Below are 18,435 nucleotides of genomic sequence, written 5' to 3' on the forward strand. Positions count from 1 at the left end.
ATGCCTGACGGTATCTTTTCCGCCTGCGGCTTGGCTGCCCCATAGTATATTCCAAAGAGAAACACACCCGAGCAAGGAACGCGGGCGCCGCGGCCACGGCAAGACGCCTCGGCAAGTCGCTCGGCAAGGGGAACAGCCATGGAGGACATGATGCAAAGTGTAAGCCGCCGCACCTTTCTTAGGGCAGGAGCCGCGCTAAGCGGTGGCATAATCTCTGCTGGCATGCCCTTGTCTCAAGTCATCTGGGCGGCCGAAGGCAAGGTGCTCGAGGTGCGTTCCAGTGGAGACCTGGTCACGCTGGATCCCGCTTTCCTCGGGCAGGCGGCGGAAGTAGACCTAACAAACTGTATCTATTCAAAGCTCACGCGATATAAGCCCGGCACCGAATGGGGCTGGGAGTTAGAGGCTGCAGACAAGATCGAGCAGGTTGATCCCACGCATATCCGATTTCGCCTCAAGAAAGGCATAAAATTTAGTGGCGATTACGGCGAGCTGACGGCCAAGGATGTTAAGTTCTCTTTCGAGCGCGTCATCAAGCTCAATTCACCCATCAAGCCCCAATGGGGCTCGTTAAATCACGTCGAGGTGGAGGACGACTACAGTGGTGTTATCGTGTTCAACGCGCCATTTGCGGCTGTTTGGCTTGTTCCGCTGCCTTATGCCGTCGGCCAAATCGTTTCTGAGGCTGCGGTAAGGAAAGCCACCAAGGACGGCGGTAATTTCGGTGTGAAGCCGCCAGCATTCTCAGGTCCCTACGTGCTGGCTGACTGGAAGCCCAACCAGTACGCACTTCTCACGAGAAATCCGGACTGGTCAGGCCCCAAGCCGGGCTTCGACGAAATCCGTATCCTGCCTATTCCGGACGCTAAGGCAGCGGAACGTGCTTATCAGGCGGGCGACGTCGATTTCACCGTAGTCGGTTTGGACTCTCTCGCGGCGTTCAAGAGCAATCCGCCCGCCAACACGGAGATCGCGGAAAGGGCATCGACCCGTTATACATGGATCGGCATGAACATGGATCATCCCAAACTGAAGGACATAAATGTCCGCAGGGCGATCCAATGGGCGATCAATGTACCACAGGTTTTAGATACCGCGTATGACGGTCAGTCAATTGCGGCCACGGGTATTATTCCTCCAGGTATCGTTGGGCATCGCGCAAAGACTCTGGTTCCGCCGGAAGGTGATCTCTCAAAAGCCAAAGAGCTTCTCGAGAAGGCTGGGGTAAATGGTTTGACATTGAGCCTCGACTGTACAAACGACAGCCAGACTTCAGCCATAGCTCAGACGGTGCAGGCACAATTGTCCCAAGTCGGAATTTCTCTGGTGGTTAATGCCCGAGATCCCGGGACATTCTGGTCACTCGGCGTGGAGTCTGAGGGAGACAGCTGGAAGGACGTGCAGCTCTTTATTATGACCTTCTCCGGACTGCCGGATCCGTACGACTACGTGACTTGGTTCGTGCAAGATCAAGTGGGTATATGGAACTGGCAACGCTTCCGCAGCCAACGCTTTGACGAGCTAAACGCTAAGGGACTGTCCATTAACGATCCCAACGAGCGGGCAAAGGTTTACGAGGACATGCAGGACTTGATGGAAGATTCTGGCGCATTTCGGTTCCTGACCAATGAGACCAATCCAATCCTATATCGGAAGACGCGAATGAAAGCGGCGATGCGCCCAGATGGAACCCCATTATATATCGATTTCCAGCCGGCTTAAGCTTGAGCGTGAACTGTGTGGATCTATCTACTGAAACGCGTTTTCCTCGCGGTCGCCATTACGGTGATCGCGGTGACCCTTGTGTTCATGATGATCCATGCGGTGCCTGGCGACCCAGCCGTTGCTCTGCTAGGTCCCCGCGCCACGCCTGAAATGATAGCGCACCTTCATCGGGAGATGGGGCTGGATAAGCCGCTTGCCGTGCAGATCGTCATTTTCTTCGAAGGGCTGCTGCAAGGCAATCTTGGTTTTGATGTGTTGAGCCAACGTCCGGTTGCGGACATAATATTCGAGCAACTTCCTTATACTATCGAACTAATCTTCGTCTCGATTTTGTGGGCGGTGGCGATTGCGGTGCCGCTCGGTTGTTATTCGGCCATGAGGCGTAATTCTGTCATCGACCAGATCGTCGCGATCATGGCAGTCGCCACGATCGCGATTCCTTCGTTCGTCATGGCTGTCTACGCACTCCTGATCTTCGCTGTCACGCTCCATTGGTTACCAGCAGTCGGAGCCGGACAGGGTTTTTTGGACGGCCTTGTTCATCTCATTCTGCCAGCCTTCGCCGTCGGGATCGGCTGGGTTGGATACATCTCCCGGCTGGTACGGGCATCCATGATGGAGATCCTGGGTGAAAACCATGTGCGAATGGCCCGTTCCTTCGGCATTTCCGAATGGCGCATTGTTTTGCATTACGCGCTGCCGCTTGCGATCCTGCCGACAGTGACGATCCTCGGCGTGGGCATAGCGTGGTTGCTTTCGTCAGCTGTCTTTATCGAGGTCGTTTTCGCAAGACCAGGTATCGGTGCCTTGATTGTACAGGCGGTCAACACGCGCAACTATGCAGTCGTAATAGGGGCCGTGCTAGTCACCACTGTTGTTACTGTCTTGGCGACGACGGCGTCCGATCTGATCGCTGCCTCTCTTGATCCTCGAACCCGCGAGAAACTTTAGCATGGCGAGCCTTGAAGCGCTCCGCGGCGAAACTGGCCCAGAGCTAGCACCCGGCAGCTTCCGTAAGACGGTGCGGCAACTGCGCAAGAACCGTCTTGGCGTCCTTGGAGCCGCGCTGGTCGCGATCGTTTTCGCAAGCGCGATCTTCGCCCCGATCATCATTACACATGATCCGACCCGCATCATGGTGGGGCCGCGCTTGGCGGACCCGTCACTACTTTTTCTTCTGGGCACCGATCAACTGGGCCGCGACACATTCTCGCGCGTCATGATGGGCGGCCGCGTCCCGCTGCTTGTCGCCTTCGCCTCGCTAGGCAGTTCGCTGGCAGCCGGCCTCGTGCTTGGTCTGATCGCAGGCTTCGGACCGAGGTGGCTGGACAATTTGCTCCTTCTTTTATTCGATACGATCCGCTCCTTTCCGGGCATCATCTTCGCGTTGGCGATTATCGGCTTACTTGGACCCAGCCTGGCCAGCATGATTTTTGTTATCGCAATCACCTCTATGCCCATTTATGCACGGGTCGTGAGGACCCAGACAGAGGCGCTACGCAACAGTGAATACATCGCCGCAGAACGCACTCTGGGCGCTGGCACGATGCGCATCCTGGCAGTGCACGTACTGCCTAATGTTATCGGCCCGCTTCTCATCCTCGTGAGCATGGACGTGCCCGCGGTAATCGCGGTGGAGGCCGGTCTCAGCTTCCTTGGTTTGGGCGTACGTCCACCCACGCCCGATTGGGGAGCAATCCTCAACGACGGCTATAATTACATCCAGCAGACGCCGTGGCTTGTGGTTGGCGGTGGTATTCCAATCGTCCTCGCAACGCTGGGCTTCACATTCCTGGGTGAGGCGCTACGCGACATGTTCGATCCAAAGCTGCGGAAAGATCTATGATACCACACGATCGGTCATCGCAATCGACCACACCCCTCCTGGAGATACGTCACCTCCATCTTGATTTCGGGACACCAGAGGGGCGCATTCATGCACTGCGAAACGTGTCGCTTAATGTCGCAGCCGCAGAGGTGGTCGGCGTTGTCGGCGAAAGCGGATCTGGAAAGTCGACGCTTGCGTATACGGTGATGGGTCTGCTTTCGGAAAATGCCGATGTCACAGGTGGCGAGATCCTGTTTGAAGGGCGAGACCTGCTGAAGATGCCGGCTCAGTCGCAGCGTAGCCTGCTTGGCGATCGACTTTCCATGGTTTTTCAAGATCCAATGACTGCGCTTAATCCTGTGCGCACCGTTGAGAACCAGATGATCGACATCCAGCACCACCAGCAAAAAAGCCGGAGTGAAAAGCGTGCTCGTGCCATCGACATGCTACACCGGGTCGGAATTCCGGATCCGCAAAACCGGATCGGGGCCTATCCGCACCACTTTTCCGGCGGCATGCGTCAGCGGATATGTATAGCCATGGCGCTGCTTGTAAAACCCGTGCTCCTCATCGCCGACGAGCCGACGACTGCGCTCGATGCGACACTTGAAGTCCAGATCATCCATCTGCTCAAAAATCTCCAAAGGGAGATCGGTTGCTCCGTCCTCTTCGTATCCCATCATCTTGGAGCTGTGGCTGAGTTGTGCGACCGGGTCGTCGTCATGTATGCCGGCGAAGTGGTCGAACAAGGCGATGTGCGCAGCATATTCCGCAATCCCGCTCATCCCTACACCCGCGCCCTGCTTGAGTGCGACCCGGGGCGGCTTAAACGAACCACACGCACATTGCCGACCATTTCCGGCGAGGTGCCCAGCCTCCTGGGCTTGAAGAAGGGGTGCATCTTCAGCGCGCGATGCCCGCAGGCATATGATCGCTGTCTCGAGGAACAGCCAGTCGATCGCCCGATCAGCCCAGGGCAGACGGCACGATGCCATCTGCTCGAAGAAAATCGACTAGTTTCGGCATGAGTGCCCTTGTCAGTGTTCGGGACCTCTGCGTCCGCTTCCGCACGATGGGGCCGCTTAAAGCGCTCGCGACCGGGACAAATGCGCCTTTCATCGACGCGGTATGCAGTGTTTCTTTTGAAATTCACAAGGGTGAGACGCTGGCCCTTGTCGGCGAGAGCGGCTCCGGAAAATCCACCGTCGCTCGCACGATGATTGGCCTGCAGCGGGCGGTGAGCGGCAGCATCAGCTTCGATGGGCAGGAACTCACGGACCTCAGTGCGGTAGAACGCAAGCCCTACTTGCGACGCATGGCGATGACGTTTCAGGATCCGATCGGTTCACTTTCGCCCAGGCTGACGGTGCGATCGATCTTGACCGAGCCTTTCCGCATCCATGGGCTGAAGGATCGCGATTTAGGAGCTGAAGCGACGCGCCTCCTGCGGATGGTGGGCTTGCCGGCCGATTTTGTTGGCCGCTATCCTCATCAACTCTCCGGTGGTCAAGCCAGGCGCGTCAGCGTGGCGCGCGCCCTAGCGCTCAATCCGGACTTGATCATCGCCGATGAGCCGACCGCGGGCTTGGATGTCTCGGTGCAAGGCGAGGTGCTAAATCTTCTCACTCGCCTGCAGGACGAACTAGGCATCGCGATCCTGATAATCACGCACAACCTCAATGTAGTGCGCCACATAACTGACCGCATGGCAATCATGTATCTCGGCCGCTTCATTGAAGTCGGCACGACGCAGAGTATTTTCCATCAGCCAAGCCATCCCTATACCGAAGCGCTGCTTGCGGCCAATCCCGAACCGGACCCAGACGCAGTGCTCAACAGGATTGAGCTCAAGGGCGAAGTGCCAAGCGTGATGTACCGGCCATCCGGCTGCGAGTTCCACACCCGGTGTCGTTACGCTCAAGATCGCATCTGTGGCCGCGTCGCTCCCCCATCCTCAGTGAGCCTGCAGGACCCGGAGCACAGCTTTAGATGCCATTTCCCGTTAAGCTCCAAATCGTTGACCTGCTGAACGTTCATCCCTCGCGGAAACTGGGGGCCGATTTGTTTAAAATCTTGGCTGGGCTTAGGCAATTTGTCAGGCGCGAAGCCTTTCATCAGCGCAACAGACCGCGGGTCTGGCGTAATGCATTGGCATTCCATGGCGAGCAATTGGGGTGTTCCGGCCGAACAGCCGAACCCGGCGATTGCGACGGCGTAACATAAAAACGGGGTGGCCTCGAGGGCTTCGCAACTGGGGAACTGCGGTTGGTGGGCACCCTCGGCAGGCGTCCATGGTTCAGCTGTGCCGCACAAGCAGTGCCCGGTTCGCGCGCCCTATGAGGGTACGGCTTATGGGGGTAAGGCGGAGGCGCCCACTGTTCCCGCCGGCGCGCTAATAACGAATGGGGCATCAACATCATGCTGCGCATCAAATTCAATGATTGAATCTGGCATCCAGGGACCGATAACCTCGGGCAACCGGTGTCCGTGTCCGCTATGTAGTAAGCGCCTATGAAGTGGCGGCGCTCCTCTACACGTATTTCGCGAGCGCCGAATCGTTCTGGCTTAGAATAGCGGTCCTGGAACGCTTCTTGTTGGGACGAAAGCCACAGATGTCGCTCAGCCCGAAACTGGCTTGCAATCGAGATATAGTGGGGTTCCATCTGGGCGCATTGCCGCCTGCACCTTCGTTGTGCGATACACGACGGGAGTGGCCCCGTGGGTCAGGAATCGGAAATTCCCCGGATTCTTCCATGAGGTCCAGCATCTCCTCGTAGAGCTTTCCACGCTCATTAGGTCAGCGATGGAGAGTCCCTTGACGTTCAGTTCGTCATAACGTTTCGCTCCGGAAGCGTTGCCAATTCCAAACGCCAACTTGAGCCTGCGTGGTACGCATCCGGTGAAGACCGCAGACGTGCGTATCTGGTGGCCAGAGAACCTGAGCACCGGAGTGCTGGGGTCAAGCTTTCGATGGGGAGACGCGATGATGTTCTTCGAGGAGGAGTTTGACCTCCTCGAAGCCTTCATCGGTGAAGATCCCGTCGTCATCATTGGCGCCGTAGACCCAGATGACGCCGTCCTAATCCGGGACACAAAGGGGGTGAACTCCCGTCTCGACGGCGCGGGCGTCGCCGCCGTTGCAAAGGCGGTCGTCGCCATCCGCTCGTACCATGCCGCAGCGAGTCAAAGCGGCCCGCATCTGACCCTGCCTCTGTCAACCAAGGACAGCCGTGCGGTGCTCGTGACGCTTAAGGTGGAAGCGGAAGGTGAGGCGCTGATGGCGGCCGAGCAGGCACGCGCCTTGGGGTGCTTGTGAGCGGCGTAGTTGTCAAGAACGACGTGGATGGCCCTGCTGGCCGCCACCTCGGCATCGACAGCGTTGAGTGAGGCGGATGAATTCCTGGTGACGATGGCGCTGCATGTTCCTGCCGATAACGGTGCCATCGAGCACGGTAAGGGCGGCAAACAGGGTGGTCGTGCCGTTGCACTTGTAGTCGTGGTCGTGGTGCCGAGCCTACCCTTCATGGGCAGGCCGGGCTGGGTGCGGTCGAGCGCCTGGATCTGGGCTCTTCTCGTCGACCGACAACAGGATAGCGTGAGCCGGTGGATCAACTAGTGGCATGGCCGACGACGTTGCGCAGTTTGTCGACGAACTGCGGATCGTTGCAGAGCTTGCACTGGCGCGCCACACGCAAGTCTTGAACTTACCAGATTGCCGCATGATCTCGAGGGTGCCCACGCCGTCGCTGCTCAACAGAATGATCTCTGCGCGCCAAACGTGCTTCTGCAGCGCACTGCGATGGGCGCGCTGATCAGAGAGAGGCTGACGATCAATCGAAGAAACGGTGAGGTATATTCCTGTGCGCATGTACCAGACTCGCATGCGCACTCACAAAAGGGAATCCTCAGCCGAACTCTTATGTCAGGCGTAAACCACTAGCACGACAGGGCTCCCGGCAAAGCTCTGGGATCGACAGATTGCCCATTGCGGCGCGCTGGAAGGCTACCTGGTTCCAGTTGTGGTCGCAGGCACCCCAGAGCACGAATGCAGATGAATTGACTTTATATCGAGCAATATTTTTTCCGCCTTTAGCATCCAAGAAATCCGGTCTTAGATCCACGTAAGAGTGAGCCACTAGGGCGGCCTTAACATGTCCTCGTTTTCGATTGTGAACCACAAAATTGATCCCACGCGAGTGGCAAAAGCACTTAAGCCGGATGGGAGCATGGATGACAACGATCGGGTTGAAATTGGGCCGACGGACGTCGCCTTTGCGGAGTGGGCAGCCTTGGGCCTGACCACGCCCAACCTAGATCGTATGCGCAAGACCCGTCTTGATCGGATTGTTCTGCAACTCCGCCAAAGAGACTATGCGGGCGTGCTCTGCTTCGACCCGCTGAACATACGATACGCTTCAGATTCCTCGAACATGCACATATGGATCATGCACAATCCGTCACGAGCTGTGTTCGTATCGGCCGACGGCTATGTCGTTCTCTGGGATTTCCATCGTTGCAGCCACCTGTCAACCTATCTGCCGCTCATCAACGAAACCCGGGATGGCGGGGCCGGCTTTTACTATTTCGTTGCCGGCGACCAAGAAGAAGCAGTCGCCAAGGACTTTGCCGGACAAATTGACGAACTGTTGCGCCGCTCTGGTGGCAAAAACCGTCGTCTTGCCGTCGACAAGATCGAAATCCCCGGCCTTCGTGCGCTAGATGCAGTTGGCATCGAGGTTTGCAACGGCATGCAGCTCATGGAGCACGCCAGGGCCATTAAGGGAATCGACGAGATCAACGCCATGCGCTGCTCTCTCGCGACCTGCGAGATTGCCGTTGCCAAAATGCGAGAACGTTTGCAGCCCGGCATAGCCGAAACGGAACTTTGGTCGGTTCTTCATGCCGAAAACATCGCACGTGGTGGCGAGTGGATCGAAACGCGCATTTTAACTTCCGGCCCGCGCACGAACCCCTGGATGCAGGAGGCCGGCCCCCGTCGCATTGTCTCAGGAGACCTCGTCGCCTTCGACACCGATATGGTGGGCCCGTACGGCATGTGTGCCGACTTCTCCCGCACTTGGCACTGCGGTGACGGCCGACCCACCGAAGCACAGCGAAGGCTGCACGACATAGCCTACGAGCACGTAGCTGCAAACATGGCTATGCTAAAGCCGGGCGTCTCTTTCACCGAACTCACTCAGCGCAGCCACAAGCTTCCCGCGGATTTCGTCAAGCAGCGATATGGCGTCATGATGCATGGCATTGGTCTTTGCGACGAATATCCCGCGATTCTCTATCCTGAAGACTTCATCCCGGGAGCATTCGACTATGTTCTCGAGCCCGGAATGACCCTGTGCGTCGAGGCTTATATCGGTGCCGTCGGTGGGCGGGAAGGCGTAAAACTGGAAGAGCAGGTGCTCGTGACCGAGAGCGGAGTTGAAAATCTCACGAGATGCCCGTTTGATGAGGCTTTGGTGGCCTAGGGATTTCGGCCGAGTCTCTTCAAATTGTCCAATTCTTGAGAGATCCGCGGAAAAGCTGTTTGTTGCGCATCTGGCTCAGCACTTTTGCGGAAGTTGGCTTTTCGTTGGTCCAACTCGCCCGCCTACATTCGTAGAAAGGGGGGTGGAGGCATCCAAGTCCATGGTCGACGCCCTGACCCGCGAGTGCTGTCGATACTCTGACCAGCAGTCGGGCAGTGGCAGCTGTGGCGTCAGATTTGCAGCAAGTCCGCTGTTAGCCTCCGAACACACGGTCTCTGTTGGGGGTGGCGCATGTGGCCATTCCGCCAAGGATATTGGTCGAATTGCAGGCAATAGCCGGTCAGTGTCAGGTCACACTGGGTTGGCGCTTCGTGACGACGATTTTCGTGTAGCAGACATTTCGCTGAGTGGTTTGCATGCTCTCGATCTTGGCTGGGGACACAACAATGTGGAGCTTCGGTGTATGGAGCGCGGATCGGTCGTCATCGTTCGGCGTGTTCGGTGCTCCATGGGGCGGTCAATTCATCTGCTTACGTCACAGCCGGGACCTGCTTGACAAGAAACCTGAGGCAGCGCGATACTATGAGAAGTCCCTCCTGTCGTGACGGAACGCTATCTCGGAGGATAAATATGCACTATTCCCTAGATATACATGCCGAGGCTGGGCGTTTGTTGGAAGAGAAATGCTGTGCGATTTCCGCCCTACTGATCACGACTCCCCTGGTCGGCTTGCTTTTCGCATTTGCGTCACAGGGGACAAATCTTTTTGACTCTACTAACCCGGAGAGGGCCTTCCTCCAGAGTTCTTCGATCGTGCTGCCGCCGCGCTGAGCAAGTCCAATAAGTCTGCCACGGATGTAGCTAAGCTGAGCGTCCGACGGAAACGCCCCAGTGTTGATTTTTCGAGCTTTCTCTGACTTGCCTGTCGGAGTCCACCAGAGGCGATCCGTCGCGACGCAGCCTAGTGCTACTTTGGCAGATTTTTGGCGATGTGGGCATTTTGAGGATTGAACGAAGCCGCTAACGCGGCATTTGGCGGATCGGTTTGCAGGAACGCTTCTGTTTTGAAGGATCGCGGCTGTTGAAGCGCAATCTGAGAACAGGAGCTACAGAAATGGCCAAGTTGACCCCAGTTCCCCGGCGCATGATCGAGGATATGACGATCCGTAATCTGCCGCCGGCCACGCAGCGATCCCCACGTGCATGCCGCGGCGAAGTTTTCGCGCTACTTGGCCGTTCGCCGGACCGGCTCGGTCTGGAGGACGTGCGCGCCTTCCAAGTTCATTTGATGTCGACCGGAATCTCGTGGCTGCGCTGAACCAGACGGTGTGCGCGCTGCGGTTCCTCTACGGCGTGACGCTGGGCCATGCCGAGAGTCCGGAGCGGATCGTCTATGCTCGCTCGCTACGCACGCTGCCGGTGGTATTGAGCGCCGACGAAGTCGTGGCCTTCCTAGAGGCGGTGCCGAGCCTGAAGTGCCGTACGGCCCTGACGACGGCCTAAGAGCAGGTCTCAGTGCTTGGAGACTGTCGGGCTGAAGGTCGGCGACATCGACAGCGGTCGCGGGGTGATCCGTGTTGAGCACGGCAAGGGCGACAAGGACCGCACCGTGATGCTGTCGGCGCAGCTTCTGCGCATCTGCGAGTCTACTGGCGGCTTGGCGAAGCCGCGGGACTGGCTGTTTCCCGCGCGCGGGTGTTATTTGGGCTTGTCGTTCGGCGCGTGCGGCCGCCTAAGCGGGTGACGGTCCACACGCTCAGGCACAGCTTCGCCACGCATCTTCAGAACGCACCGACATCCGCACCATCCAGGTTCTACTCGGCCACAACAATCTGTCCGGCGGCGCGCTACGCTAAGGTCTCGAACAGCCTCATCCGACGCACGACAAGCCCGGCTGAACATCGAGGTGCCGCCAGGGTGAGTGGTACCGCCATGTCGGCGAGACTGAAGGTGGCGGATATCTTCCGCCGCCATGGCGAAGTATATAGACAGGTTCATGACGGCTATCTAGGCTCGCATCGAGCGGCGTGTGATGAGCGCGATCGAGCTCTGCCGGACCGCCGAACTGGGCGGCCAGTCTACGGCTGCCGCTCCTGCGGTCGATCCGCGTGGCCTACAATTCCTGTCGCAGCCGGCACAGTCCCAAATGCCAGGGTCAGGCCTGCCGGGACTGGCTTGCCGCACGCCAGAATGAACTGCTGCCGGTGCTCTATCACGCAGTGTTCATGCTGCCGGCTGAGGTTGCTGCGATCCCTTTCACAAGGCGGCACCTTATACGCGGCCGAAACGCCTGCGCGCGAAGCCAATCTCAGGCATTTGGGAGCTGAGATCGGCCTCATCGCGGCGCTGCATAGCTCTCATCTACCATCCCGCCTGATTGTATCGTACCGGGTGGTGGTGTCTCGCCCGACGGCACACGCTGGATCTCGTGCAGGCCGGGCTCTTTTTACTCGTGCGCGTGCTGTCGCGCCTGTTTCGCTGGCGCATGACACGGAAGACGCGCTTGTGATTGACGGCCGGTTCGCCGTCTTTCGCGTTCCCTGTTCGTCAGGGCTGTGATGCGACGATCGCCATAGGTCGGGCGTTCGTCGATCAGGCGGCGACCAGCTCCAAGAGCCCATCGTCATCGGGGTTGCGATAAGGCCCGCGCGGCTTCACCAGGCGATGCAACTCATGGAGATGGGAACGCGCCGCCCCGAGGGTCTCGGCAACGGCCTTCATCGGGAACCGTCCCTCGGCTGCGACAAGAGCCGCAAGTTCGGTTTTTTGACTCCGACCTGGCCAGCGCGTCTTTGAGGATCTCCACTTCCATGGTCTTGCGGCCGAGAAGCCGCTCGAGGTCGCGAAGGCGCTCTTCAAGCCGCCGCACTTCCGAACTCCCGACCACAGATTCGTCCGATCCCACCGCAGCCGTTCCGCCTTCCTTCAATAAACGGCGCCAACGATACAAGAGATTTGGCGCCACGCCTCATCGTGCGGCGACAGAGGACACGGTCTCACCCGGAAGGAAACTCTCCTCGATAATCTGCAGCTTCTGTTCGGTCGTCGTCCAGTGTCGGCGCCGTACCTCCCCGGTGATCAGTTCAATCCGTCGACAGTCGTCAGCCATAAGCCTGTGCTTGAGGATATCCCCAAGCCTCCCGCGTTAGGCCGACTGTCCGGCCGAAATGGGGGCCAGTTCAGGATCCGACATTGTTGGCGAACTTCGAACAAAGGAGGTCTGTGCAGTTCTTTCACGACGCCTTTCTTCGATGAAGAACAGTGTAATGCGAGCCTTCAGGTCAAATGGCATGACGCATGCACAGGGTTGTGCGAGCCGGAAGGAACAAGGCCATGCTGACAGAGAACCAGATGAAAGTGCCTGCCGAGATCGTGCCTCGCCAGGAGAATGCCGAAGAGACCCGCCACGTACCTTCGGAGCTCGAGCACGAGGATTTAGCCGATGCGCGCTGTTGGAATGCAGGCGATCGCCCCTTGCTGACGGGCAGGGTTGGGTCATGCAGTTGAAGGGCGATCGTAGGCTAGAGGCTTTTCGACGGATGCTTCGCATCCGCCGATTCGAAGAAGAAGGTAGGCGCCTGTTCAACGGTGGTCAGATCCCTGGTTGGTTTCACACGACCGTGGGTCAGGAAGGCGCTATCGTCGGAGCAAGCCTCGCCCTCCGGGACGATGACGCCATGACCGGAACACACCGTTCGCATGGCCATCCGATTGCGAAGGGCGCGCATTTGCAGGCGCTTATGGCAGAACTGATGGGTAAGGAGGGCGGCGTTTGTAAGGGGCGTGGCGGTTCGATGCATTTTGCGGACAGTTCAGTGGGGATTATCAGTGAATCGGGAATCGTCGGAGGGGGCATTCCTCTTGCCACAGGATGCGCATTTAGCGCCAAGGTGCGCGGCGTCGATCAGGTTACCCTTTGCTTTTTCGGCGACGGAGCAGTGAACCAGGGCACTTTTCACGAGAGCCTCAACATGGCCTCGTTGTGGAGGCTTCCCGTCATTTATCTTTGCGAGAACAATGGCTATGCAATGACCACCTCCGTAGCAACAAGCCACGGACAGCCGGACATTGCCCTACGAGCGGCAGGTTACGGAATTCCAGGAGAAATAGTAGACGGACAGGACGTCAGTGCCGTCTATCAATCTGCGGCATATGCGGTCACGCGAGCACGCGCGGGGCAGGGACCCACTCTCATAGTGGCCAACACTTATCGGTTCGATGAACACAATATAGGCTTGGCCGTTTCTGGGGAGCCTTATCGACAGGTCGCAGAAGTCGAGGCACACAAACGCGACCGGGACCCAATTTTGCTATATCGCACTGTGCTGCTCGAAGAGGGTGTAAATGAAGAGACTCTAGCAACCATCGAGCATGAAGTGGCCCAAGCCGTCACACAGGCCGTACAGTTTGCTTTGGCTAGCCCCATGCCCCGGCCCGAAACGTTGCCCGACTATATGTTCGTGTCGACCATTGCCCGCTAAGGGTGGGCTGGAGGGATTAATGGATGTGAAAGACGATACCCACAGAGACGCAGCCACGCCCGGTCCCCATATTCAGATGACCTATTTTGAGGCAATCGTGCAGGCCCAGCTAGAGGAAATGCATCGGGATGAGCGCGTTGTATTGTTGGGAGAGGACGTCTCAGTTCATGGCGGCGGCAAGCTTATCGAATGCTTCGGCAAGAACCGGGTTTGGAACATGCCAATTTCAGAAGGCAGTTTTACGGGACTTGGCATCGGGGCTGCCATCAATGGTTTGCGACCGATTGTAGACATTTCAACTGCCAGTTTCATCTATCTCGCTTGTGACCAGATTGTAAACCAGGCCTCAAAATTGCGGTATATGACTGGGGGCCAGATAGACATCCCAATCGTCTTTCGCTGCTGTATGTTCTCGACGGGCTCCGAAGCGGCACAGCATGCCGACCGGCCTTACCCGCTTTTTATGAACGTGCCGGGCCTTAAGATTATCAGCCCGACCAGCGCTGCCGATATCAAAGGCCTCATGAAATCCGCCATTCGCGACGGCGATCCTGTGCTCGTCTTCGAGGACACCCGCCTCTGGCCTCTCAAAGGCGACGTCCCCACGGATCCGGACCATTTAATCCCAATTGGCAAAGCGGACGTGAAGCGCGAGGGGGAGCACGTTACCGTCGTTGCCATCGCCGGTGCTATCAGGCCGACCATGGAAGCTGCCAACTACCTCATCGAGGAAGGCATTTCGGTCGAAGTGATCGATCCACGTACATTGAAGCCGCTCGATTATGAGGCAATCAAGATGTCAATCGAGAAGACCGGACGGCTGATTATTGTCGAGAACGGACACCGTATCTGCAACGTCGGAAGTGAAATCGCAGCGGTGATGGCGGAAGAGTCCTTCGATCTTTTGAAGCGACCTATCTTGCGGCTGAGTGCTCCAGATATTCATGTCCCATTCAGTCCGGCTCTTGAGAAGGACTTTTTTCCAACACGGGACAGCATTGTTGGCGCCATACGACAGTTACTCTGAGTTCCCAAAAAACGCATGAATGGAAGTAACACAGCAACTGCCGTTATCGTCGCAGTAGGAGGTGATAAGACGCGCTTAGAAAAAGAAGGCAGGCCATCAGACGATAGGCGGGAAACATTCCAGAAGGGATAGGGCTTATACGTGAGTAAATCATTCATCGATGGCAGATTCGGTCTGAGTGGGAAGACCGCTTTGGTGACCGGCGGAGCACGCGGCATCGGATTGCAAGTCGCGCTTACATTACAAGAAGCTGGCGCCGATATAATTCTCACTGGAAGGGATCGGGTTCGCGTGGCCGCGGCGGCAGATCAGTTTCCAGTCAAGCCTAAAGTCTATCAGCTCGATGTTAGGGACTCGCAGGCGGTACGCGATCTCGCCGATGGCATCGCCGTTTGCCCTGACATCCTTATTAACAATGCCGGGGTGTCCCGCGCGGCGCCGACGAAATATACCACCGACGAGGATTGGCGAGCTGTCCTTTCAGTCAACTTGGACGGCCTGTTCTACTGCAGTCGCACCTTCGGCTCTCTCATGGCGGAGCGCGGTTCCGGCGTGATTGTAAATATCAGTTCGATATGTGGAGATGTTGTCACCCGACAGGAATCCGTAGTCACGGCTTACAATGCGAGCAAGGCGGGGGTAACTATGGTAACCAAAACCCTTGCTTGCGAATGGGCAAGATCTGGGGTTCGGGTGAACGCAGTGGCGCCTGGATTCGTACAGTCAGAGATGACCGACCAGTATCCTGTAGAAGTGGTCAGGGCATGGTCTGATCGGACGCCAATGGGCCGCTTCGGCCAACCTCATGAGATTGCATCTGCCGTCCAATTTCTTGCTAGCGACGCGTCAACCTATATCACGGGAACGGTATTGTTGGTGGATGGTGGCTACACTTGCTGGTGAGATTTTCTATTGGTTAATTCTGGTGGGCCATCCTGCTGCCTGGGGTGACAAAGCAAGATGATCTACCCATCGAAGTTTCTGTGCGTCGCACTACTTGATCCATAGTTTCGTAGTCAAAAGCACGGTGAACGTCAACCGAATCGATGAAGCTATCCAGCAGTTTGGCGGTGCGTTCTTGAGGCCGCTGTAGGTTAGGTGTAAGGCCGTTCACCAAGCTCGTTTGAATGACAGTTCGCGCGACGAGCAGAAGCTCGTGCATCGTACCTTCTCCCAGACGCTCCCCAGCCAGCTGAGTGATGTAGACACCGGTCATCACCCGTTGCCATGGGATCTCTGGTCCTTCACCAGGATCGGTGCGGCGGTAACGGATCCCATCATCGCGCCTCTCATTCCCCAGCCGACTTGCGCGAGAAGAATAGGCCTATATTGCGGCAACCAAGACACTCTTTTTGGTGGTCATGACGTCACATCCTGCAACAGATAAATACAACTACTTCACAAGAATTTACCAATCGCAAACCACGAGCAGTGGTATGTTGGACGAACTCACGCGCGGAAAAAAACCAGACAAGCTATTCGGAGTCGACAAACATGAAAAGAAGAGCGCTTATCCTGATCGAGGGTACAAGGAACAATGGTCCTCTATATGTCCAAGCGGCCCGAAGTCTTGGCCTGCACTCGATTACCCTGGCGGCTGATCCACTTAGGCACTACTATCATGCCGCAGAAGACAGTGAGGTAATCTGTGTGGACACATCCAATCTCGATGCGCTGATTTGCGAGTGTGTTCGGCTGCATGCGACCTATGATATTGCTGGGATTACGAGCTCGGAGGAAGCTGCATATGCGACAGTCGGCATGCTCTGTCGACATTTCAATCTGCCAGGTCCGAACGCCGAATCGGTTGAACGATGCTGCGATAAATTCACTCAACGTCAGCTGCTTGGGCAAGCCGACATTCCAATTCCTGCCTACGCGTTGGCAACGAATGCGAGCGAGGTTGTAAGCTCTGCCGCTAAAATCGGCTTTCCTGTAATTGTAAAACCAGCCACGGACACCGGCGGCAGCGAGGGGGTCCGATTGTGCGGCAGTAGCGAGGAGCTAATCCAGCATACTGCTTATCTATCAAGCAGGTGGAGTACATGGCAGTCCCCAGCAAGAATATTAGTGGAACAATTTGTGAAAGGCTTTCATTATTGGGTGGAGATGATGGGAGATGACGTCATTGGAATCGCCTCTCTCGAATTCGGTCCCTCGCCGCATTTCGTATATAATAGATGCGCCTATCCGGCCTTGCTTACCAATGAAGAGGATGAGCGCATCGCCGATGTTTCACTGAGGTGTTTACAGGCTCTCGACCTTCACTGGGGTCCGACCAACGTTGAACTCAGGTGGACGGCACATGGGCCGGTCGTCATTGAAGTAAATCCGCGTATGTCGGGCTCGCCCGGTGTTGAGCTAGTTGAGCTAGCTTGCGGTATCAATCTTATCCGAGAGCACATTAAACTCGTGATCGGCGATGAGGGCGATTTGCGCGGAACCCGTTCAGAAACTGCTGCTGCGCAATTCCTAGTTCCTGAACGGGACGGCGTTCTCGATTGGATCGATGGCGTCAGCCGGGCGGCTGCTGTACCTGGCGTCGCCAAAGTGAAGCTTTACCTTGAACCAAACACCACGATCAAAAGGAGAGGCGATCACCGAGACTTAATCGGATATGTGACCGCCAGCTCGCCTGACATCGCTCGGACGGAGGCGATACTTCAGCGGGCCGTCGGCTTAATTGAGTGGTCGGTTACATAGGTTCGATTTCCCTTGCTACCTGGCGGAGCGGCGCTTGTGTCCACCGTGTGGTGTTGCCGGGTTCAAGCGCCAGCCGCTGAAGATGATGAAGCCGACGTGCATCATTGTTGAAGCTGCTGAAGCGCTAGCGCAGCGAAGAAGAACCGCCAGGGAGCCATACGATCAGCGGATGGCGCACAGGATCGCTGGTCCTCGACGCACCCGTTTCCGGTTAACCTCCGAGCCAGCGACTGTCGGCCCTCCAACAGGGAAACCGGCAGTCCCGCGCGCGTCCGCAACAGCGGACGGTTGTCGTGCGTAGGACGGAGGAAATTCGCCCCTGCCTCGGGCGGTGAACGGGACAGCCGTAGGAGCGTCAGCAAAGCGCAGGCCGCAGGACGGGACGCGGGACGACTTTCCCCGTCCGCGGCGATCCGCATGTGTTTGCGTCAGGAGAAAGGCTGACCGGACGAAAGGCGCACTGCCGCTTCTCGAAAGTCCGGTCGCTGATCAGCGACGTGCGGTAGGATCGGCCATAGCAGGGCCGAGTTCCCCCTGGAAGAAAAAACAGGTGTTGCACCCGTCGGGTCCCCCTCAATTGCTGGGCAGCCTGTTAACTTCCAGCCTGGCATACTCGCTCTCCAGGTCGTCTTGCGCGGGTTCGGCAATTCCTCGAGCGTCAGCTCCACGGCCAAGATCGCCCGCTCAACGATCTCACCCGCGTCGAGCTCGGCCAGGCCCGAATCAATACCGGCCCAGCTGGTTGGCTGCCAGTCGCAGGAGACTGAGATTCTGCATGGCAGAGTTTACTCGGCAAGCGCCAGCCAGCGCTCTCGGTGGGCCGCATTCATACCCCAACAGAGCGCGTTCAAAGCTGAGGTTGCCGCCAAGGCGCTGTCAAGCAGAGGCTTATCGCGAAATAGAGACGTACGGGCTGCGATCGTTCGAAGGTCGTCGAACGATCGACCTGATTGCAGACCGCGCATACGCCTACGAGGCCCGGGGGTACGTCCTGGGATGTTTTAGAACAGCCATGCCCGCATTACTCCAGGAGCTTGGCGCAAGGCAACGGAGGCCTACGAGTTCTGCTGCACCCGGACAAGGAGCCCGTGTGCCGGTACTCACCAAACCGCCAGCTGGTTCCGAAATAAGGCGATGTCGCAGGTCCGAACAGCTTGCGCACGACTGCGCGAGGCATAAACTGGTTTT

General features: G+C 57.3%; 14 protein-coding genes and 2 pseudogenes. 14 read left to right on the plus strand and 2 right to left on the minus strand.

Going from position 1 to position 18,435, the window contains the following annotated elements; genetic code table 11:
- Window positions 1-138: 138 nt before the first annotated feature.
- Genes EOA23_RS01340 through EOA23_RS01360 form a run of 5 tightly spaced genes read left to right on the plus strand, consistent with a single transcriptional unit; the run spans window position 139 to window position 5,582 of the window.
- On the plus strand, window positions 139-1,722 hold the full coding sequence (locus EOA23_RS01340; RefSeq protein WP_126080633.1) for an ABC transporter substrate-binding protein: 1,584 nt from the start codon (window positions 139-141) through the stop codon (window positions 1,720-1,722).
- A gap of 15 nt (window positions 1,723-1,737) precedes the next feature.
- Window positions 1,738-2,676: an ABC transporter permease gene (locus EOA23_RS01345; protein ID WP_126080634.1), complete on the plus strand. Its 939-nt coding sequence runs from the start codon at window positions 1,738-1,740 to the stop codon at window positions 2,674-2,676.
- A 1-nt stretch (window position 2,677) separates the two neighbouring features.
- Window positions 2,678-3,571 carry an ABC transporter permease gene (locus EOA23_RS01350; RefSeq protein WP_126080635.1) on the plus strand — a complete coding sequence of 298 codons (894 nt, stop codon included), beginning with the start codon at window positions 2,678-2,680 and terminating at the stop codon, window positions 3,569-3,571.
- Complete coding sequence (locus EOA23_RS01355) at window positions 3,568-4,581, plus strand: ABC transporter ATP-binding protein (RefSeq protein ID WP_126080636.1); 1,014 nt, start codon at window positions 3,568-3,570, stop codon at window positions 4,579-4,581. Before EOA23_RS01350 ends, EOA23_RS01355 begins: the two co-directional genes overlap by 4 nt.
- Window positions 4,578-5,582, plus strand: a complete 1,005-nt coding sequence (locus EOA23_RS01360) for an ABC transporter ATP-binding protein (protein WP_126080637.1) — start codon at window positions 4,578-4,580, stop codon at window positions 5,580-5,582. The genes EOA23_RS01355 and EOA23_RS01360 overlap by 4 nt, the downstream gene beginning before the upstream one ends.
- A 1,227-nt stretch (window positions 5,583-6,809) precedes the next feature.
- Here the strand turns inward: EOA23_RS01360 and EOA23_RS01365 are convergent.
- Window positions 6,810-7,421 (minus strand): annotated as a pseudogene (locus EOA23_RS01365) (hypothetical protein); the annotation flags it as partial.
- Window positions 7,422-7,704: 283 nt separating this feature from the next.
- On the opposite strand from EOA23_RS01365, the gene dddP reads away from it, so the two are divergent.
- The 5 genes from dddP to EOA23_RS01380 all read left to right on the plus strand — a co-directional run bounded on the left by dddP (window position 7,705) and on the right by EOA23_RS01380 (window position 11,363).
- A complete protein-coding gene (gene dddP, locus EOA23_RS01370; RefSeq protein ID WP_126080638.1) occupies window positions 7,705-9,036 on the plus strand; it encodes a dimethylsulfonioproprionate lyase DddP in 1,332 nt (443 codons plus the stop codon).
- A 1,114-nt stretch (window positions 9,037-10,150) separates the two neighbouring features.
- Window positions 10,151-10,354: a hypothetical protein gene (locus tag EOA23_RS36240; protein WP_245466463.1), complete on the plus strand. Its 204-nt coding sequence runs from the start codon at window positions 10,151-10,153 to the stop codon at window positions 10,352-10,354.
- On the plus strand, window positions 10,342-10,539 hold the full coding sequence (locus tag EOA23_RS36245) for a hypothetical protein (protein ID WP_245466462.1): 198 nt from the start codon (window positions 10,342-10,344) through the stop codon (window positions 10,537-10,539). Before EOA23_RS36240 ends, EOA23_RS36245 begins: the two co-directional genes overlap by 13 nt.
- Window positions 10,540-10,555: 16 nt before the next feature.
- Complete coding sequence (locus EOA23_RS36250) at window positions 10,556-10,780, plus strand: tyrosine-type recombinase/integrase (RefSeq protein ID WP_245466461.1); 225 nt, start codon at window positions 10,556-10,558, stop codon at window positions 10,778-10,780.
- 364 nt (window positions 10,781-11,144) lie between these two features.
- Complete coding sequence (locus tag EOA23_RS01380; RefSeq protein ID WP_245466460.1) at window positions 11,145-11,363, plus strand: transposase zinc-binding domain-containing protein; 219 nt, start codon at window positions 11,145-11,147, stop codon at window positions 11,361-11,363.
- A 154-nt stretch (window positions 11,364-11,517) separates the two neighbouring features.
- On the opposite strand, the pseudogene EOA23_RS36255 reads toward EOA23_RS01380, so the two are convergent.
- A pseudogene (locus tag EOA23_RS36255) lies at window positions 11,518-12,145 on the minus strand (transposase); the annotation flags it as partial.
- Between the two features lie 388 nt (window positions 12,146-12,533).
- Here EOA23_RS36255 and EOA23_RS01390 point away from each other — a divergent pair.
- The 4 genes from EOA23_RS01390 (at window position 12,534) to EOA23_RS01405 (ending at window position 17,247) form a co-directional block, all read left to right on the plus strand.
- Complete coding sequence (locus EOA23_RS01390) at window positions 12,534-13,517, plus strand: thiamine pyrophosphate-dependent dehydrogenase E1 component subunit alpha (RefSeq protein ID WP_126080640.1); 984 nt, start codon at window positions 12,534-12,536, stop codon at window positions 13,515-13,517.
- A gap of 19 nt (window positions 13,518-13,536) precedes the next feature.
- A complete protein-coding gene (locus EOA23_RS01395; protein WP_126080641.1) occupies window positions 13,537-14,544 on the plus strand; it encodes a pyruvate dehydrogenase complex E1 component subunit beta in 1,008 nt (335 codons plus the stop codon).
- Window positions 14,545-14,685: 141 nt separating this feature from the next.
- Complete coding sequence (locus EOA23_RS01400) at window positions 14,686-15,447, plus strand: SDR family oxidoreductase (RefSeq protein ID WP_245466459.1); 762 nt, start codon at window positions 14,686-14,688, stop codon at window positions 15,445-15,447.
- Between the two features lie 591 nt (window positions 15,448-16,038).
- Window positions 16,039-17,247: an acetyl-CoA carboxylase biotin carboxylase subunit family protein gene (locus EOA23_RS01405; protein ID WP_126080642.1), complete on the plus strand. Its 1,209-nt coding sequence runs from the start codon at window positions 16,039-16,041 to the stop codon at window positions 17,245-17,247.
- The last annotated feature ends 1,188 nt before the right edge of the window (window positions 17,248-18,435 follow it).

The sequence above is a fragment of the Mesorhizobium sp. M2A.F.Ca.ET.042.01.1.1 genome (assembly GCF_003997405.1).
Taxonomy (GTDB): Bacteria; Pseudomonadota; Alphaproteobacteria; order Rhizobiales; family Rhizobiaceae; genus Mesorhizobium.

Excerpts from the sequence above, each read along its gene's own strand:
- EOA23_RS01340 (WP_126080633.1), top strand. The coding sequence starts at position 139 with ATGGAGGACATGATGCAAAGTGTAAGCCGCCGCACCTTTCTTAGGGCA.
- EOA23_RS01350 (WP_126080635.1), top strand. The coding sequence starts at position 2,678 with ATGGCGAGCCTTGAAGCGCTCCGCGGCGAAACTGGCCCAGAGCTAGCA.
- EOA23_RS01355 (WP_126080636.1), top strand. The coding sequence starts at position 3,568 with ATGATACCACACGATCGGTCATCGCAATCGACCACACCCCTCCTGGAG.
- EOA23_RS01360 (WP_126080637.1), top strand. The coding sequence starts at position 4,578 with ATGAGTGCCCTTGTCAGTGTTCGGGACCTCTGCGTCCGCTTCCGCACG.
- dddP (WP_126080638.1), top strand. The coding sequence starts at position 7,705 with ATGTCCTCGTTTTCGATTGTGAACCACAAAATTGATCCCACGCGAGTG.
- EOA23_RS36240 (WP_245466463.1), top strand. The coding sequence starts at position 10,151 with ATGGCCAAGTTGACCCCAGTTCCCCGGCGCATGATCGAGGATATGACG.
- EOA23_RS01390 (WP_126080640.1), top strand. The coding sequence starts at position 12,534 with ATGCAGTTGAAGGGCGATCGTAGGCTAGAGGCTTTTCGACGGATGCTT.
- EOA23_RS01395 (WP_126080641.1), top strand. The coding sequence starts at position 13,537 with ATGGATGTGAAAGACGATACCCACAGAGACGCAGCCACGCCCGGTCCC.
- EOA23_RS01405 (WP_126080642.1), top strand. The coding sequence starts at position 16,039 with ATGAAAAGAAGAGCGCTTATCCTGATCGAGGGTACAAGGAACAATGGT.